The organism is Aeromonas sp. A600620 (assembly GCF_029479985.1).
GTDB lineage: Bacteria > Pseudomonadota > Gammaproteobacteria > Enterobacterales > Aeromonadaceae > Aeromonas > Aeromonas veronii_A.
Genome location: NZ_JAAKXB010000019.1, coordinates 24,882 through 40,375 on the forward strand (window position 1 = coordinate 24,882; position 15,494 = coordinate 40,375).

General features: G+C 57.3%; 13 protein-coding genes and 1 pseudogene. 9 read left to right on the top strand and 5 right to left on the bottom strand.

Annotation, left to right across the window (positions count from 1 at the left end; genetic code table 11):
* Positions 1-22 precede the first annotated feature (22 nt).
* The 5 genes and pseudogenes from rnr to G5533_RS18875 all read left to right on the top strand — a co-directional run bounded on the left by rnr (position 23) and on the right by G5533_RS18875 (position 7,422).
* Positions 23-2,416, top strand: a complete 2,394-nt coding sequence (gene rnr, locus G5533_RS18855) for a ribonuclease R (protein WP_021231727.1) — start codon at positions 23-25, stop codon at positions 2,414-2,416.
* A 2,396-nt stretch (positions 2,417-4,812) separates the two neighbouring features.
* Positions 4,813-4,974, top strand: a pseudogene (locus G5533_RS18860) (alpha-amylase family glycosyl hydrolase); the annotation flags it as partial.
* Between the two features lie 611 nt (positions 4,975-5,585).
* Positions 5,586-6,335 carry a 23S rRNA (guanosine(2251)-2'-O)-methyltransferase RlmB gene (gene rlmB / locus G5533_RS18865; RefSeq protein WP_265061576.1) on the top strand — a complete coding sequence of 250 codons (750 nt, stop codon included), beginning with the start codon at positions 5,586-5,588 and terminating at the stop codon, positions 6,333-6,335.
* A gap of 2 nt (positions 6,336-6,337) precedes the next feature.
* Positions 6,338-6,910: a Crp/Fnr family transcriptional regulator gene (locus tag G5533_RS18870; RefSeq protein ID WP_159162904.1), complete on the top strand. Its 573-nt coding sequence runs from the start codon at positions 6,338-6,340 to the stop codon at positions 6,908-6,910.
* Positions 6,911-6,966: 56 nt separating this feature from the next.
* The gene (locus tag G5533_RS18875) at positions 6,967-7,422 is read left to right on the top strand and encodes a GNAT family N-acetyltransferase (protein WP_441255218.1); all 456 of its coding nucleotides are present in this window, start codon (positions 6,967-6,969) and stop codon (positions 7,420-7,422) included.
* 72 nt (positions 7,423-7,494) lie between these two features.
* Here the strand turns inward: G5533_RS18875 and srmB are convergent, their stop codons facing one another.
* Entirely contained in the window at positions 7,495-8,718 is a 1,224-nt protein-coding gene (srmB, locus tag G5533_RS18880) for an ATP-dependent RNA helicase SrmB (RefSeq protein WP_005335816.1), read from the bottom strand.
* Between the two features lie 119 nt (positions 8,719-8,837).
* On the opposite strand from srmB, the gene G5533_RS18885 reads away from it, so the two are divergent.
* The 3 genes from G5533_RS18885 (at position 8,838) to brnQ (G5533_RS18895) (ending at position 12,745) form a co-directional block, all read left to right on the top strand.
* Positions 8,838-9,548: a tRNA1(Val) (adenine(37)-N6)-methyltransferase gene (locus tag G5533_RS18885; RefSeq protein ID WP_441255219.1), complete on the top strand. Its 711-nt coding sequence runs from the start codon at positions 8,838-8,840 to the stop codon at positions 9,546-9,548.
* 191 nt (positions 9,549-9,739) lie between these two features.
* Positions 9,740-11,044, top strand: a complete 1,305-nt coding sequence (brnQ, locus tag G5533_RS18890) for a branched-chain amino acid transport system II carrier protein (RefSeq protein ID WP_421255235.1) — start codon at positions 9,740-9,742, stop codon at positions 11,042-11,044.
* 423 nt (positions 11,045-11,467) lie between these two features.
* Positions 11,468-12,745, top strand: a complete 1,278-nt coding sequence (gene brnQ, locus G5533_RS18895; protein ID WP_421236121.1) for a branched-chain amino acid transport system II carrier protein — start codon at positions 11,468-11,470, stop codon at positions 12,743-12,745.
* Positions 12,746-12,818: 73 nt separating this feature from the next.
* On the opposite strand, the gene G5533_RS18900 is transcribed toward brnQ (G5533_RS18895), so the two are convergent.
* The 3 genes from G5533_RS18900 to zur are packed head-to-tail and all read right to left on the bottom strand — an operon-like array spanning position 12,819 to position 13,963.
* Positions 12,819-13,049 (bottom strand): hypothetical protein, encoded by a 231-nt coding sequence (locus G5533_RS18900; RefSeq protein WP_160882368.1) that lies wholly within the window; start codon positions 13,047-13,049, stop codon positions 12,819-12,821.
* Positions 13,050-13,053: 4 nt separating this feature from the next.
* Positions 13,054-13,515 (bottom strand): chemotaxis protein CheX, encoded by a 462-nt coding sequence (locus G5533_RS18905; RefSeq protein ID WP_005343179.1) that lies wholly within the window; start codon positions 13,513-13,515, stop codon positions 13,054-13,056.
* Positions 13,505-13,963 (bottom strand): zinc uptake transcriptional repressor Zur, encoded by a 459-nt coding sequence (gene zur / locus G5533_RS18910; RefSeq protein ID WP_160882369.1) that lies wholly within the window; start codon positions 13,961-13,963, stop codon positions 13,505-13,507. Before zur ends, G5533_RS18905 begins: the two co-directional genes overlap by 11 nt.
* A 137-nt stretch (positions 13,964-14,100) precedes the next feature.
* Here zur and dusA point away from each other — a divergent pair, with 137 nt between their 5' ends.
* Positions 14,101-15,087, top strand: a complete 987-nt coding sequence (gene dusA, locus G5533_RS18915) for a tRNA dihydrouridine(20/20a) synthase DusA (protein WP_042062963.1) — start codon at positions 14,101-14,103, stop codon at positions 15,085-15,087.
* A gap of 69 nt (positions 15,088-15,156) precedes the next feature.
* Here the strand turns inward: dusA and G5533_RS18920 are convergent, their stop codons facing one another.
* The gene (locus G5533_RS18920; RefSeq protein ID WP_227341416.1) at positions 15,157-15,471 is read right to left on the bottom strand and encodes a hypothetical protein; all 315 of its coding nucleotides are present in this window, start codon (positions 15,469-15,471) and stop codon (positions 15,157-15,159) included.
* Positions 15,472-15,494 lie beyond the last annotated feature (23 nt).

Genomic DNA, 15,494 nt, shown 5'->3' on the forward strand with positions numbered 1-15,494 from the left:
CCACCTACCCTAAGGCCTGCTTATGTCTCAAAAAGATCCTTTCCTCGAACGCGAGGCCGAAAAATACGATAACCCCATCGCCAGTCGCGAGTTGATCCTGGAACTCATCAAGGGCCATGAAAAGCCCATGTCCCGTGAAGAGTTGGCCAAGGTCCTCAAGCTGAAAGATGAAGAGCCGTTGGAAGCCTTGCGTCGTCGTCTGCGCGCCATGGAGCGTGATGGACAACTGGTATTCACTCGCAACCAATGTTATGCCCTGCCGGATCGCCTGAATCTGGTCAAAGGTTATGTAATCGGCCACAAGGATGGCTTCGGTTTTCTGCGTCCGGAAGGTGGTGGTCCGGATCTGTATCTGAACAACCGAGAGATGCAACGCCTGATGCATGGCGATTACGTGCTGGTGCAGCCGACCGAGATTGACCGCAAGGGTCGTCAGGAAGCGCGTCTGGTGCGCCTCCTCAAGTCCCGTGAGGCAGACATTGTCGGCCGTTACTTCGTCGAGAATGGCGTTGGTTTCGTGGTGCCGGATGACAGCCGTATCGGCCAGGACATCATCATCCCGGAAGGGGAGAACAAAGGGGCTCGTCAGAGCCAGGTCGTGGTTGTGCGGATCAATCAGCGCGCCACCTCCCGCATCAATGCCGTCGGCACCGTACTGGAAGTGCTGGGCGAGAACATGGCGCCGGGCATGGAGATCGAAATTGCCCTGCGTACCCACGGCATCCCGCACACCTGGCCGGAAGAGGTGACCAAAGAGGTTGCCGGTCTCGGCGAGCAGGTGCCTGAGAAAGCCAAAGAGGGCCGCATCGACCTGCGCGCCCTGCCGCTGGTGACCATCGACGGGGAAGATGCCCGTGACTTTGATGACGCCGTCTTCTGTGAAGCCAAGCGTGGTGGCGGCTGGCGTCTGTGGGTTGCCATTGCGGATGTCTCCGCTTACGTGAAGCCCGGCACGGCGCTGGATGCCGAAGCGTATCAGCGCGGCAACTCCGTCTACTTCCCCGAGTTCGTGGTGCCCATGCTGCCGGAGGTGCTCTCCAATGGCCTCTGCTCGCTCAACCCGCAAGTTGACCGTCTCTGCATGGTGTGCGAGATGACCATCTCCGCCGCTGGTCGCATGTCCGGCTACAAGTTCTACGAAGCGGTAATGAACTCTCACGCCCGTCTGACCTACACCAAGGTTGCGGCGATCCTCGACGGGGATCCCAAGCTGCGCCAGCAGTATGATCCGCTGGTGGGCCATATCGAGGAGCTCAACAACCTCTACAAGGCGCTCAAGCATGCCCGCCATCAGCGTGGCGCGGTGGAGTTCGAGAGCGAGGAGACCCGCTTCATCTTCAACGCCCAGCGCAAGATCGACCGCATCGTGCCGCTGGTGCGCAACGATGCCCACAAGATCATCGAAGAGTGCATGATCCAGGCGAACGTGGCTGCTGCCCGTTATATCGAGAAGAACGAAGCCGCCGCCCTGTTCCGGGTGCACGACCGTCCGGGCGAAGAGCGTCTGACCGGTTTCCGCGATTTTCTGGCCGAACTGGGTCTGGAGCTCAAGGGCGGACTCGAGCCCGAGCCGAAAGACTTTGCCGAGCTGGCCGCCAAGTTTGAAGGGCGCCCCGATGCGGAGCTGCTCTCCACCATGCTGCTGCGCTCCATGCGTCAGGCCATCTATCAGGCCGACAACATCGGTCACTTCGGTCTGGCGTTGAAGTCCTATGCGCACTTCACCTCGCCAATCCGTCGCTACCCAGATCTCATCCTACACCGGGCGATCAAGTATCAGACTGCCAAGGAGCAACAGGGCAACCTGCGCCACAAGTGGACCCCGAGCGGTGGTTATCACTACCAGCTGGAAGAAGTGGACCCGATGGGCGAGCACTGCTCCATGACCGAGCGCCGTGCCGACGATGCGACCCGCGATGTGGCCGACTGGCTCAAGTGCGAGTACATGCTGGATCACGTGGGTGACGAGTTTGACGGCGTTATCGCCAGCGTCACCGGCTTTGGCTTCTTCGTACGTCTGGCGGAGATCCACATCGACGGTCTGGTGCACGTCAGCACCCTCACCAACGACTACTACCAGTTTGATCCCCTGCACATGCAGCTGATTGGCGAGAACTTCCGCCGTCGCTACCGTCTGGGTGACAAGGTGCGGGTCAAGGTGATGGGCGTGAACCTGGACGATCGCAAGATCGACTTCGTGATGGTGGAAGAGCCGCTCAAGGCCACCGGCAAGAACGCCAAAGAGATGGCGCGCAAGCAGGCCGAGATCAAGAAAGAGAAGGCCAAGAGCGCCCAGCGCCACGAAAAACGTAAAGAGGGCAAGGATCACGGCAAATCCGACAAGGGTGGCCGCGCCAAACCGAGCAACAGGCGACCGAGCAAAAAGGCTCGCGATAAGGTGAAGGCCAAGGGGTAAGCCCTCGGCCTATGGCTTGGGTCCGACGACCCGGGCTGAAGTCGTAAAGGGCTGGTGGCCTATGGTTATCTCCGCCAGCATGTCGACGAAAAAAATCCGAACCTTGTTACCGGGGTTCGGATTTTTTATGGTCAGCGAAGTGGGGGGGGGCTCAGCCCTTAGGCGGAGATCGGCCAAGCGCGGTGCCTATGGCGATGAGTACACTCCCTGCGCGATGGTCACTTTATTGGTCGCTACGCGGCGCTCAGAAAGGTGGGTGTCCTATTTTTCTTTTTTCTCTTTCCTATTTTTCTCTTGTGGTCGAAGAACAGAACTTGCTCAACACTGTGCGATTTACATCCAAATTGAGTTTGTTATTAAAAAGGCCTGTGGTTCGCAAGCAAAAAAAGTTATTTAAATTTTCCATCTGCACACGGGATGCTTGCATTTGACGAAACAGAAGAATGAAAACCCGCTCACTGTGAGCAACTACTAATAGGGACAACAACACGCACAACTTATCCACAGCAAGCCAGTTATCCACACGTAGCATTAACTGTGCCGACTCCATATCTTGTAGCTCGACAGTAAAAAAATCACATACAGTGTCGGTGGTACAATAGTCGAGTAGCTGTGTGATGGCAGCAGCTTGGCAATGTCTAAGTGATCGGATTTTGTGCGAATGAATTCTGATGTGATGAAAAATGCGCAGATCGGTTTGGCGAACCATGATGGTTGCTGGTAGCTTCTGGCAATGGATTCAGTAAGGTCATAAATCGCAACACAGACATTGATAATCATGCCTTGTCCCTGCTGACGAATGATCGGAAAATACAGGGATTGGCCACAAGGCCCAACAACACCAAACAGCGAGCGAGGTGAACATGCTTTTACACACACGACTTTATCAACCGCCGAATAGGGAGGAACTATATGGCGCCATCGAGACGTCCGAAAGGGCGAAAAGGCTCGGCAACTGCCGAAAAGACAAAGACCCCACAGGTTGCGACTGTAGGGCCTTCGAAACTAACTGAGAAACTGGTTGCGACAGTTGAATCAGTTGAATCACTCCTCAAGCTAGCCAACGCGTTTTGCAGACTTGTCAGGCTTGCTTTAGATGCCATAGAGCAAATAGGGGAGATATTCACTTAAATCCAAGGGCCTTCGGGCCCTTTTTTACACTTTTCACTAACGATTCGTTACTGAAAGGTGTAGCGGAATCATGGCCAATGATGGCTGTTCCGTCAATAAAAAAATATCACAATTTGTGCTATTTCAATGTGCCAAAAAACACATATATTCATTATATTCAGATACTTATATCATACACCGTTATTCTGAAAATTAGCGTTTAACAACGTGTTATTTTGCATAGTGTATGATGATTCCCTATGCCCCGAGCATCTCCCTCACCTGTCAGCCCATGATCCGCACCAAGTCTGACGCCTGGTGGATCACCTCGTCAACCAGTCGCTCTGTAGCTTCGCTCATTGCCATTCCAAAGCGCCGTGACACGAGCTCAGCATCCGGAACCACTCGCCCGGTATCGTGACACTTCAGACACTCATCACCCCAGTGAAATTGGGACTGAAATTGGGACACTCACCGCTTTGAGCACCGCGCAGCGGCTAACAGGCCATGATTGGCTTGTCGCCATGTGCCGCCGAAGGGCTCGATATAGCTGCAGGCGCTTGGCCGAGCAGCTTCCTCCTCCCTAGATGCCGGTCTCTCTGGTATGATGCGTCATCATTTAGCGACCGGTGACGACGCCAGCATCATGGTGGTCAGGCCAGAAAGGTGGGTGTCCCAATAGTTCGTTGATGAGTAGCTAACCATCTGAATTAAGCCGCGCCGCGAAGCGGCGTCGGCTTGAATGAATTGTTAAACATCTTCATTGGGATATGTCAGCCAGGCAATAGCGCCAGAGAATACCAAGACTGGGCCTGCAACATACGTAACATAGACGCCAACATAAGAGGCTGTTATCCATATGAGTATGTATATGGCAAGCGTGACCCAGAAAATCACGGATGCCTTGTTATGAATCCACTGTTTCATGTTTCGGTAAATCCATTTCCGTCTGGAGATCTCTTGAAGGACTTCCCGGGGTTGCTCCTTGCCCAGTTTGAAGCTTCCTGAAAGGTGCTGAATACCTTCTTTCGGGATGTACGGGCTTCTCGTTCTCCGCGCCTCTGCTCCGCGAAGTAGTCCCTGTTGATGCCATCAATGACAGACTCTGCGCTGACGTCACAACCGAACATTCGATCCCAGTCACCCATCTTCATTCTCCTTGCCTAACGCCTGCTTAAGGGGCTGCCAACGCTACTAGCAGCCCGTGAAAATCTGGGACACCCACCAATTTGACAGTAGCGTAGCATGCTGCTTCGCTTGATGGGTCGCCAGTCGAGGAGTGTGCCATGACCATCGCTCGTTCACGCCAGATCAGCTTGCAAGATACACCCTATTACCATGTGGTCAGCCGTTGTGTGCGGCGGGCTTTCTTGTGTGGACAAGATACGCATTCTGGCAATAGCTATGAGCACCGGCGCCAGTGGGTTGTCGACAGGCTTGGTCAGCTGTGGTTCTGAAATTGGGACAGCCACCGTTTTGCTTCACTCGCTTATCCATGCTATCCGGCAAGGCTACCGCCCCTGAGTGTCAGCCCCCAGTCTGCTGCTTTTTACCGGCGATGTTGCACTGGCTTGGCTCATGGGTGACTCCTACGAGGCTGTTGCTAAACGAGTATATTAGCGTGCGATGCAGGAGAGGATCGTAGGGGGTGGTGATTTTTTGAGCAAGCTCAATAAATTAATCATCTTGAGCCGTGTTGAAGTCGAACATCCACAACGAAAGGGCTGATCTCCAAGGGCTGAAAATGGGACTGCGACCGTTTTGAGCGCCGCGTAGCGAGCCCACTTCGTCACTGCCGGGCAGGGTATTGTCCTCCTGCAATCAGCCGAGAGTAGGGTCAGGTGTACCATCAAGGATGATGGCACCGCCGGATCAAGAGGCCTGTCATAGTTTCGGCGCTTGGCCTAGCAGCTTCCTCCTCCCTAGATGCCGGTCTCTCTGGTATGATGCGTCATCATTTAGCGACCGGTGACGAGACCAGCATCATTGTGGTCAGGCTGCCGGTACGGCCATTTTTCTTCGGGGTGCATTCATGCGACCCGACCTACGGATCTTGAACATGAGTACTGAACTGATCTACGGCATTCACGCTGTCACCGCGCTGCTGGAGCGCACCCCGGAGCGTTTCATCGAAGTGTGGGCACTCAAGGGACGCGATGACGACCGGCTGCAGCCCCTGCTGGCCGAGCTGGGGTCCCTCGGCCTCAAGGTGCAGAGCGTGAACCGCAAGACACTCGACGATAAAGCGGAGGGCAACAATCACCAGGGCATCATGGCTCGGGTGAAAGAGGCGCCGAAGCTGGCAGAGCACGATCTGGCCAGCCTGCTGGATGAGTTGGCGGCACAACAGAACCAGCCCTTCCTGCTGGTGCTGGATGGCGTGACCGATCCGCACAATCTCGGTGCCTGCCTGCGCAGCGCCGATGCTGCCGGAGCTCATGCTGTCATCGTGCCGCGGGACAAGGCCACCGGCCTGACCCCGATCGTACGCAAGGTTGCCTGTGGCGCGGCCGAAGTGGTGCCGCTCATTCAGGTTACCAACCTGGCCCGCACCATGCGCGAGTTGCAGGAGCGCGGCGTCTGGATTGTCGGCACCGCTGGCGAGGCCGATCACGACCTCTATCAGGCCAAACTGACCGGCCCGATGGCGCTGGTGATGGGGGCTGAAGGTAAAGGCATGCGCCGTCTGACCCGCGAGCATTGCGACGAGCTGGTGAGCATCCCGATGGCAGGGGCGGTATCCAGCCTCAACGTCTCGGTGGCAACCGGCGTTTGCCTGTTTGAAGCCGTGCGTCAGCGTCGCGGTTAATCATGCTGACTGACAGACCCCCCTTCGATTGGGCGCAGGTCGCAGATAAAGAGGAGGCCGCGCGCCTCCTCTCTTTTGCCCGCCCGCTGACCCTCAGCCCGAAAAGCTGCCTCTGGCACGCCGGTGACAGCCCGGATCTGCTGGTCAGGGTGGAGCAGGGGCTGCTGCGGGCCAAGCTGGTGCTGGAGGATGGCCGCGAGTACATCAAGGAGTTCTACTGGGAGGGGGACGAGTTTCTCGACTTCCACCACCTGCTCAGTGGCGAGCCAGCCCGCTACAGCGTGGAGGCGCTGGAACCCTGCCATCTGCAGCTGTTCAGTCTGGTCGACTTGCGCCAGCTGCCCGGCTGGCCGCGCTGGTACCAGCACCTGCTGGAGGTGCAGCTGCGCATCAAGGAGGAGAAGGAGCAGTTGCTGCTGACCGGCAGCCCGCAGGCGCGCTATCAGCACTTTCTCGACAGCTTTCCCGCACTCGATGCCAGAGTGCCCGACCACCAGATCGCCGCCTATCTCGGTATCACTCCCATCAGTCTTAGTCGCATTCGCAAACGGCTGAAAGAACTTAACAAAGGTTAATGCAGGGCGCTGGCGCCACGATTATGCTGGCAGGCCGAACTGATAAGGAGTTGCCGATGAACTGGATCCTGAAACCCTGGTCTGAACTGACCACTGACGAGTTGTATGAGTTGCTGGCGCTGCGGGCCGAGGTGTTCGTGGTGGAGCAGACCTGCCCCTTTCAGGATCTGGACGGGCTCGATCGCCGCGAAGGGGTCTGGCACCTGCTCGGCTATCAGGGCGACCAGCTTGCTGCTTACGCGCGGATTATGGCGCCAGGCATCGGCGACGAGAGCGGTGCCGCTATCGGTCGGGTGGTGACCTCACCCAAGGCGCGCGGCGGAGGTCTCGGTCACCAGCTGATCAGCGAGGCGGTCAAGGCGTGCGAGGCGCGCTGGCCGACCCACAGCATCTGGCTGGGGGCGCAGGCCCATCTGCAAGGCTTCTACAGCCAACACGGTTTTTTGGCGGAAGGGGAAGGCTATCTCGAAGATGATATCCCCCATATGGGGATGCGCAGAGTGGTGGCATAACCACTCGTCAGAGTGATTCAGAATGCAGAAGGGCCATCCCGCGGGATGGCCCTTCTCTTTATCGTTAGGCGATCACTTCTTCTTTTTCTTCTTGGCGGACTTCTTCTTGTCGACCGGCTTTTTCTTCTTCACCGGTACCCGCGCTTCCTTGTGTTTCGGGCGCAGCTCGTCGATCACCCGGCGCTTGAGGCGCTCTTCGGTGTAGCGTTCGATCTTGGCGACCATCGCCATGTCGTGGGCTTCCACCAGGCTGATGGCACAGCCACGGTTGCCAGCGCGGCCGGTACGGCCGATCCGGTGGACGTAGACATCGGCGCCGTAGGGCATGTCGTAGTTGATGACATGGCTGACGTTCGGCAGATCGATGCCGCGGGCGGCGACGTCGGTGGCGATCAGGAAGGGTACTTCCCCTTCGTGGAACTTGCGGATCGACTCGATACGCTTGCTCTGCTCCATCTCGCCACGGATCCAGGCGCAGGAGATACCTGCCGCCTGCAGCTGGCCGGAGAGCTCCGCCAGACGCTCGCGAGTCTTGACGAAGATGATCGCCTTCTGGGTTTCCGGATCTTTCAGGATATGGGTCAGCAGCGCCAGCTTGTGGGCGGCGTCATCGGCCAGATGGATCCACTGGGTGATGGGGCGACGTTCGCTGCGGGGCGGCTCGGCGTGCAGCTCCACCGGATCCTTGAGGATCTCGTTGGCGAACTTCTCAAGGCCGGCCCCTTCCAGGGTGGCGGAGAAGAGCATGGTGTGCTTGCGGTAGCGCGCCTCTTCCACGATGCGGTTCACATCCTTGATAAAGCCCATGTCCAGCATGCGGTCCGCTTCATCCAGCACCAGCACTTCGATGTCGTGGCTCTCGAACTCCTCTTTCTCGATGTACTCAAGCAGACGACCCGGGGTGGCCACCACGATGTCGGTGGTCTTGGTCAGGGCAGGCAGCTGCTCTTCATGGCTGACGCCGCCGATGATGGTCTCGATGCTGAGGTTGGTGTGGGCCGCCAGCGCCTTGGCGTGGGCGGTCACCTGCAGGGCCAGCTCGCGGGTCGGGGTCAGGATCAGCATGCGGCAGGGGCCCGGCTTGCGGCGCGGGAAGTCCAGCAGGTGCTGGAGTGCCGGCAGCAGGAAGGAGGCAGTCTTGCCGGTACCGGTCGGAGCGGATGCCAGAATATCGCGGCCGTCCAGGGCTGGCTCCAGCACCATCTGCTGGATGGTGGTGGGGCGGGTGAATCCCATCTCGGCCAAGGCCCGGTTGAGGGCTGGGTGCAGGTCGAAATCATCAAAGGACTGGCTCATGGCAATACTCGGTCATTAAGGAAACGGCAGATTATAGGCGATTATCTCGTCGGCTCCTATTGGTGAGTGTGTCTTAGCCGCTATAATCGCCCACCATTTTTGCAGATGACGGGGGCCAGATGGGACGTAGTCGCGGATTTACCTTCAAACAGTTCCATATCAATCACGATCGCTGCGCCATGAAGGTGGGCACCGATGGCATTTTGCTCGGTGCCTGGGCGCCGGTCGAACAGGCGCGTCGAGTGCTCGATATCGGCACCGGCAGCTGCCTGATCGCCCTGATGCTGGCCCAACGCAGCAGATCTGACTGCCGTCTTGATGCGGTCGAGCTGGATATTAATGCGGCCAGTCAGGCGCAGGAGAATGCGGCTGCCTCTCCCTGGGCCGATCGGGTGACCGTCATAGAGAGTGCCATTCAGGATTATCAGGCTGACCCTTACGATCTTGTCGTCTCCAACCCTCCCTATTTCGTGGCAGGCCAGTCATTTAGCGATCCGGCGCGGGCATTGGCCCGCCATACCGGCGCCCTCGACAGCCACGCATTACTGGCGGCCTGCGATCGTTTGCTGAGCCCGAATGGGCAGGTAGCGCTGGTGCTGCCGACGGCGATGGCCGATGAAATTTTATGCATTTCGGCGAATTATGATCTGCATGGCATTTGTTATACAGCTGTTATCACCAGAGAGGGTAAAGAGGCAAATCGTGTTTTATTGCTACTTGGCAGAGGATTAAACAGGTGTGAGAGGGGTGAAATTGTGATCCATTCTGCTGATGGGGCCTATTCCGACAGATATATCCAACTGACCAACCCCTTCTATTTGAAGATGTAAATTTCGTCTTGAACTATTTTTTCACGCCATTATGCTGGTTCCAGATCGAGCGCCCGCTCCAGACCAGCTAAAACCACTGGTTGCGATGAAAAAACATGCGGGGCTCTTTTTTTATACCCCCTGAACACACCCGGTCAGCGACCGATAAAAACTATAACAAGCAATAATTTACAAGACAGACGAGGTTGAACTTGACGAAATCACTCACATTGTCCGATGTACTCGGATTAGGGTTTATGACCTTCGCCTTCTACTTGGGCGCCGGTAACATCATTTTCCCGCCGTTGGCCGGTTACATGGCTGGTGAGCACCTCTCCCTGGCGATGTTTGGCTTCCTGGTCACTGCCGTGGGCCTGCCTCTGGTGACCATTCTGGCCGTGGCGAAAGCCGGTAACGGTTGGGCTGGCATGACCAAGCTGCTGCCTGCCGGTGTCGCGACTGCGCTGGCCGTTGCCATCTATATCATCATAGGCCCGGCCTTTGCCGCGCCCCGTACCGGTCTGGTTGCCTACGAGATGGGCCTCAAGCCGTTTATCGGTGACATGGGGCAAGCGGGTCTGGCTGCCTATACCGTGATCTTCTTTGGTGTGGCCATTCTGGTCTCCATGAACCAGGGCAAGCTGATGGACGCCATCGGCAAATACCTGACTCCGGTACTGATGCTGCTGCTGCTGACTCTGGCGATCGGGGTATTTGTTGCGCCGCAAGGCTCCATGCCTGATGCGTCCGGTGACTATCAGAACAGCCCCTTCGTCAAAGGGATCCTGGAAGGCTACAACACCATGGACACCCTGGCGTCCCTGATGTTTGGCGCCCTGATCGTCGATCTGCTGCGCCAGAAAGGCATCAACGATTACAAGAGCCAGTTCAAGTATCTGGCCATTGCCGGCCTTATCTCTGCCGTTGGTCTGAGCGTGGTGTACGTCTCCCTGTTCCAGCTGGGTAACACTGCAGCCGGTGTGGCGACCGATGTCAGCAATGGTGGCGCCATCGTCAACGCCTACGTACTGAGCCTGTTTGGTCAGCCGGGTCAGTTCATTCTGGCGGCCATCATCACTCTGGCGTGCTTTACCACTGCAGTCGGTCTGATCTCCGCCTGTTCCGATTTCTTCCACAATCTGACCGGTATGGCTTACAAGAAGCTGGTGGTGTTGCTGGGCGTTATCTGTGCCGTGGTGGCCAACGTAGGCCTGAGCCAGCTGATCAGCCTCTCCATTCCGGTGCTGGTTGCCATCTATCCGGTTGCCGTGGCGCTGGTGCTGGTCACCTTCCTGAAGGGTTACTTCGGCCGTCCCCGTCTGGTGTTCCGTGGGGTGTTGATGGTTGCCTTCCTGTTTGGTTGCCTGGATGGTCTGGGTGCTGCCGGCATGAAGATGGATGCGTTTGCCTTCCTGCCGCTGTTCGACAAGGGCCTCGCCTGGCTGATGCCGACCCTGCTGGCCTGCGTAGTTGGCGTGATGGTGCGTCCGACACAGATGGCTGCCGAAGCTGCCTGATCACGCCCGATGTGATATTGCCAAGAGCCTGCCCCGTGCAGGCTCTTTTGTTTTTCTGTTCTGCTGGCGGTTTGCCCGGTGGATGGTATCCGGCCATCCTCACAGGCTAATTTCAGCTCCCTTGCGGCCCTATCCCCTGTTTATCTGCGCGTTTACACCCAGTCTGGGTAATTCGGTCATTCGGTGATTAATTTTGAGCGGATAAATTGTTTCAAGATATTAATGTGTGATTGAGATCCCGCATCTCTTCTTTATGCTAAAGGTGGTGCTCCTCATCCGGTCTGCTGACCGCAGGGGAGCGAGCAGTATTGTTATCCGGTTATCTGCCAGGCAGTGGGTGCAATCAATAACAAGCTGATAAGGCAGATGAGGTTGGGTTTGACGAAATCATTGAAGTTGTCCGACGTATTCGGACTGGGGTTTATGACGTTTGCCTTCTATCTGGGGGCTGGCAATATCATTTTTCCGCCGCTTGCGGGTTTTATGGCTGGTGAGCATCTGCTGGCCGCCATGTGCGGTTTTCTACTGACGGCGGTGGGGCTGCCGTTAATCACCCTGATTGCGGTTGCCAAGGGGAGTTCGGGGGGCCGCGCGAGTGGCTGGACCGGAATGACCCGCTATCTGCCCGCCGGGGCGGCGACGGCGCTGGCCATCGCCATCTATATCATCATGGGGCCCGCCTTTGCCATTCCCCGCACCGGTCTGGTCGCGTACGAGATGGGGCTCAAGCCCTGGCTCGGCGATGCCGGTCATGAGGGGCTGCTGATCTACACCCTGAGTTTCTTTGCGCTGGTGATCATGGTGGCGCTCGATCGGGGCAAACTGCTCGATGCGGTTGGCAAGTACCTGACTCCCGCCCTGATGGCGATGCTGCTCATTCTGGCGGTCGGGGTCTTTATCGCGCCACAGGGTACCATGCCCGATGCCAGCGGTGACTACATCAGCGCTCCGCTCACCAAGGGGATGCTGGAGGGGTATAACACCATGGATACCCTGGCATCCCTGATGTTTGGCGCACTGATCATCGGGTTGCTGCGCCAGAAGGGGATCGAGGACTATCGCAGCCAGTTCAAATACCTCACCATTGCGGGCCTGATCTCGGCGGTCGGGTTGTCGGCGGTCTATCTCTCTCTTTTCCAGCTTGGCAACAGTGCCGGCGGAGTAGCGAGCGACATCAGCAACGGCGGTGCCATCGTCAATGCCTACGTCCTGAGCCTGTTTGGTCAGCCTGGGCAGCTTATTTTGGCGGCCATCATCACTCTGGCCTGTTTTACCAGTGCAGTAGGCCTACTCTGTGCCGGAGCCGATTATTTCCAAGGTTTGACTGGCTGGGCTTACCACAAGTGGGTGATGCTGCTGGGGGCACTCTGCGCGCTGGTGGCCAATGTGGGGCTGAGTGAGCTTATCAGTCTCTCCATCCCGGTGCTGGTAGCCATCTACCCGGTTGCCATTGCACTGGTGCTGGTGACCTTCCTCAAAGGGTGGTTTGCCCAGCCACGGCTGGCGTTTCGTGGCGTGCTGCTGGTCGCCTTCCTGTTTGGCTGTCTGGACGGACTGGGCGCTGCTGGTATGGCTATGGACGGCTTTGCCTTCCTGCCGCTGTTCGACAAGGGACTTGCCTGGCTGCTGCCAACTCTGCTGGCCTGCATCGTTGGCATCTTGATGCGACCAAACGGAAAGCTGGCTGCCGAAGCGGCTTGATTCAGGATCAACGAGATAGCAAAGAGGCCAGCATCTGCTGGCCTCTTCTGTTTCTGCCGGATCCGTTACCGGATCAGATTTGCGGGCCTGCTGGCTTGGGTTTGCCATCCAGACCATACCAGTGGGTTTCTACCCGTCCGGCATGCCACTCGAAGGTGCCCCAGGGCTGTTTGGTTTCCCAGCGCGGGAAGTTGATGAGAACCCGGTTATCTTCGTACTTGTAGAGGGAGGTGCTGATCTGAATGTCCGACAGGATCAACAGTAGTGCCCAGCAGATGAAAATCCATTTCAATGCTTTCCACATAGGATTACTCGAAGCAAATTTCGATAGTGGCGCGACCGAAATCGGATTCGAACGGCATCATTATCTTGGTGCCATCGGCCCTGTGGGTGATGGTGTGGTTGGGGCCGGAGACGATGATGGGGGTCGCCATGTCAAACTCGTAGCCCTTCTCGCCCAGCATCCGCTTGGCACCGCCGGTCACCATGTTGGTGATTTCACCGACCATGTCGGTCACCTCTTCATTGATGGAGGCGGGAGCTTCCCCCAGCATGCGACGCATGATCTCCAGCGCCAGCCCCTTCTCGAAGCTGATGGAGAGGGAGCCGCGGGTCTGCGGGCCGACCATGCCGATCAGACCGGAGACGTCGCCGCGTGCCAGCTCATCCATCTTGCGTTTCGGTTTGCCCGGTTTTAGTTCCAGCTGTGCCATGGTCGAGAGCACATTGAGCAGAGATAGCAGGAACGGATTTACAAAATCAGCCTTCATGATGACTTCCTACAGTGGGCGTACAGCGAGCACATTGGCCATGTGCCTCTATTGTCTTATTGGTAATCGTAAAGCCATGCAAGTGGGCCTGCTCGGAAAACGCGCTATCTATTGCACTATCGTGAAGTTCGACCACATCCCCGCACTCGTCGCAGATCAGCAGCTGCATCGGGTGAGCGTGATCGAAGTGGCAGCAGAAGATAAACGCGTTGAGCGATTCCACTTTGTGAGCAAAGCCCTGTTCGAGCAAAAAATCGAGTGCCCGATAGACGGTTGGCGGCTTGGCATTGGCTTCGGTTTGTTGCAGCTGGGCCAACAAATCATAGGCGCTGATGGCGTTGCCGTGTGCCGCCAGCAGGCGAAATACCTGACGTCGGGTCGGGGTGAAGCGGATCCCTCGCTGTATACAGAGTCGCTCGGCTCGTTGTAAAAGTTGGTCTTGATTCATGATCGCGCAGATACCCTTTCTATTAGCCGGATACTATCACAGGGCCTCGCATGGCGCGGCGACAAAATTCATTTTCTGGGGCTGCTTCACGTTGTGATAAAATCCGCCCCTTTCTTTAGCCAACCCGGATGATTTTTATGCAGGCGCAGCGTTTTTCCATCGCCCCCATGCTGGACTGGACTGATCGGCATTGCCGTTACTTTCATCGACTGATGAGCCGCCAGACCTTGCTCTATACCGAAATGGTGACCACCGGCGCCATCATCCACGGCAAGGGGGATTATCTGGGTTACAGCGAGCAGGAGCACCCCATCTCCCTGCAGCTGGGGGGCAGCAATCCGGCCGATCTGGCGCGCTGTGCCAAGCTGGCCGAGGAGCGCGGCTATGACGAGGTGAACATCAACGTCGGCTGCCCCTCCGATCGGGTGCAAAACGGTCGCTTTGGCGCCTGCCTGATGGGCGAACCAGCGCTGGTGGCGGACTGCGTCAAGGCAATGCGCGATGTGGTCGATATTCCGGTGACGGTGAAGACCCGTATCGGCATCGACGATCAGGACTCCTACGAATTTCTGCAGACCTTTATCGAACAGGTGCGCGATGCCGGTTGCGATACCTTTATCGTCCATGCCCGCAAGGCGTGGCTGAGCGGCCTGAGCCCCAAGGAGAACCGCGAGATCCCGCCCCTCGATTATCCCCGCGTCTATCGGGTCAAGCAGGATTACCCGGAGCTGACCATCGCCCTCAACGGCGGCGTCACCTCCATGGAGCAGACTCTGGAGCACCTGCAACACGTCGATGGCGTCATGATGGGGCGTGAAGCATATCAGAACCCCTACATTCTGGCGCAGGTGGACAATCTGGTGTTCGGCCAGAACAACGCCGTGCCGAGCCGCCACGAGGTTGTGCGGATGATGCTGCCCTATATCGAGCAGGAGCTGGCCAAGGGCAACTACCTCTCCCATATGACCCGCCACATGCTGGGGCTGTTCCAGAACATGCAGGGGGCTCGCGCCTGGCGCCGCCACCTGAGCGAGAACGCCTGCAAACCGGGCGCCGGTATTCAGGTGGTGCTGGATGCCATGGCCAAGGTGCCGGAGTTTGCCAGCAGCGAGACGGCCGAATAAGCCGCTTTGTCAGGGCAAGAACCACAAAAAGCGCGTCAATCGACGCGCTTTTGGTTTTTCTGGTCAGGGTCACCCTGATGTGTTGTCAGAAGTCGTACTGTAGTCGTGTATCTCTCCGGGGCGCGGAGTAAAACGTGGATCGCCATCTTTGTATTCACGAACAAGCTGCATGGTCTTGCAGAAGCTGGCCTGCTTGTCGTACTCCTGCCGGGCAAGATCGATGGCCCGCTCGGCCCGGCGTCGCTCCATCTTGTCAGACTTGCGATCACTGAACTGTTGCTGCTGATGCAGCATCCAGCCGACAAACTCTTGCTGGCATTGGGATTCGCTGTTGGCCTGTGCAGGCAGGGTCCACAACAACGAGAGCAGTATCAAATAACGCATGTCTGACTGGGTATTGAAGATTA

Excerpts from the sequence above, each read along its gene's own strand:
- G5533_RS18920 (WP_227341416.1), bottom strand. The coding sequence starts at position 15,471 with ATGCGTTATTTGATACTGCTCTCGTTGTTGTGGACCCTGCCTGCACAG.
- G5533_RS18885 (WP_441255219.1), top strand. The coding sequence starts at position 8,838 with ATGGGACGTAGTCGCGGATTTACCTTCAAACAGTTCCATATCAATCAC.
- srmB (WP_005335816.1), bottom strand. The coding sequence starts at position 8,718 with ATGAGCCAGTCCTTTGATGATTTCGACCTGCACCCAGCCCTCAACCGG.
- dusA (WP_042062963.1), top strand. The coding sequence starts at position 14,101 with ATGCAGGCGCAGCGTTTTTCCATCGCCCCCATGCTGGACTGGACTGAT.
- G5533_RS18870 (WP_159162904.1), top strand. The coding sequence starts at position 6,338 with ATGCTGACTGACAGACCCCCCTTCGATTGGGCGCAGGTCGCAGATAAA.
- G5533_RS18875 (WP_441255218.1), top strand. The coding sequence starts at position 6,967 with ATGAACTGGATCCTGAAACCCTGGTCTGAACTGACCACTGACGAGTTG.
- G5533_RS18900 (WP_160882368.1), bottom strand. The coding sequence starts at position 13,049 with ATGTGGAAAGCATTGAAATGGATTTTCATCTGCTGGGCACTACTGTTG.
- rnr (WP_021231727.1), top strand. The coding sequence starts at position 23 with ATGTCTCAAAAAGATCCTTTCCTCGAACGCGAGGCCGAAAAATACGAT.
- zur (WP_160882369.1), bottom strand. The coding sequence starts at position 13,963 with ATGAATCAAGACCAACTTTTACAACGAGCCGAGCGACTCTGTATACAG.
- G5533_RS18905 (WP_005343179.1), bottom strand. The coding sequence starts at position 13,515 with ATGAAGGCTGATTTTGTAAATCCGTTCCTGCTATCTCTGCTCAATGTG.
- brnQ (WP_421236121.1), top strand. The coding sequence starts at position 11,468 with ATGACGTTTGCCTTCTATCTGGGGGCTGGCAATATCATTTTTCCGCCG.
- rlmB (WP_265061576.1), top strand. The coding sequence starts at position 5,586 with ATGAGTACTGAACTGATCTACGGCATTCACGCTGTCACCGCGCTGCTG.